The sequence below is a fragment of the Halovulum marinum genome (genome assembly GCF_009697225.1).
GTDB lineage: Bacteria > Pseudomonadota > Alphaproteobacteria > Rhodobacterales > Rhodobacteraceae > Halovulum > Halovulum marinum.
On the sequence record NZ_WIND01000071.1, the window covers coordinates 1 to 1,025 of the forward strand.

The window sequence follows — 1,025 nt, forward strand, 5'->3', positions numbered from 1 at the left end:
TGAGCTGCCCCCCGAAAATCGGACAGTGACGGAAGCTACGATCTGACGTCTGCTGGTCTCCAAGAACGAGGAGAACAGACGATGTCGAAACGCAGGAACCATGATGCGGGCTTCAAGGCTCGCGTGGCATTGGAAGCCGTGAAGGGTGAGCGCACCGTGTCGGAGTTGGCCGCAGATTACGGCGTGCATCCGACGATGATCCATCAATGGAAGAAGGCGTTGCTAGAGGGGGCGTCGGACATTTTCGAACGCGGCGGTAAGAAGACGGCCGAAGTCGACGAGGAGACGGTGCGGTCGCTGCACGCCAAGATCGGGGAACTGGCCGTCGCCAACGATTTTTTGTCCAGAAAGCTCAAGCCTTGGACCGGCAAGTGAGGCGCGGGATGATTGAACGCTCTCACCCCAAGCTGTCGATCGGGGCGCAATGCCGCCTGCTGTCGATCTCGCGGTCGTCGTTCTACTACGCGCCGCAGGGTGAGACCGAGGTGAACCTGGCGCTCATGCAGCTCGTCGACCGGCAGTTCCTGGAGACCCCGTTCTACGGCGTCCGGCAGATGACCTGGCACCTGCAGAACGAGGGCCATCCCGTGAACCAGAAGCGCATCCGGCGGCTGATGCGGCTCATGCGCCTGATGCCGATCTACCAGAAGCCCAACACCAGCAAGCCGGCCAAGGGGCACAAGACCTACCCCTACCTGCTGGGCGGACTGCGGGTCGATCGGCCCAACCAGGTCTGGTGCGCCGACATCACCTATTTGCCGATGCGGCGGGGCTTCCTCTACCTGGTTGCCGTCATGGACTGGTCCACCCGCAAGGTGCTGGCCTGGCGCATCTCGAACACGCTTGAGGCCGACTTCTGCATCGAGGCGCTGAACGAGGCAGTCCACCGCTTCGGCCCGCCCGAGATCATGAACACGGATCAGGGCAGCCAGTTCACGTCTTTCGCCTGGACCGACCGGCTGAAGCGGATCGGCACCCGGATCTCGATGGACGGCAAAGGCCGCTGTCTCGACAACATCTTCATC

2 protein-coding genes are annotated in these 1,025 nt (G+C 62.2%); both read left to right on the forward strand.

Features of this window, described 5'->3' with window-relative positions; all coding sequences use genetic code 11:
- The first annotated feature begins 81 nt into the window (after positions 1 to 81).
- Positions 82 to 375: a transposase gene (locus GE300_RS22045; RefSeq protein WP_233417321.1), complete on the forward strand. Its 294-nt coding sequence runs from the start codon at positions 82 to 84 to the stop codon at positions 373 to 375.
- A gap of 8 nt (positions 376 to 383) precedes the next feature.
- On the forward strand, positions 384 to 1,025 hold a 642-nt coding region (locus tag GE300_RS22050), incomplete at its 3' end, for an IS3 family transposase (RefSeq protein ID WP_154449708.1).

Excerpts from the sequence above, each read along its gene's own strand:
- GE300_RS22045 (WP_233417321.1), top strand. The coding sequence starts at position 82 with ATGTCGAAACGCAGGAACCATGATGCGGGCTTCAAGGCTCGCGTGGCA.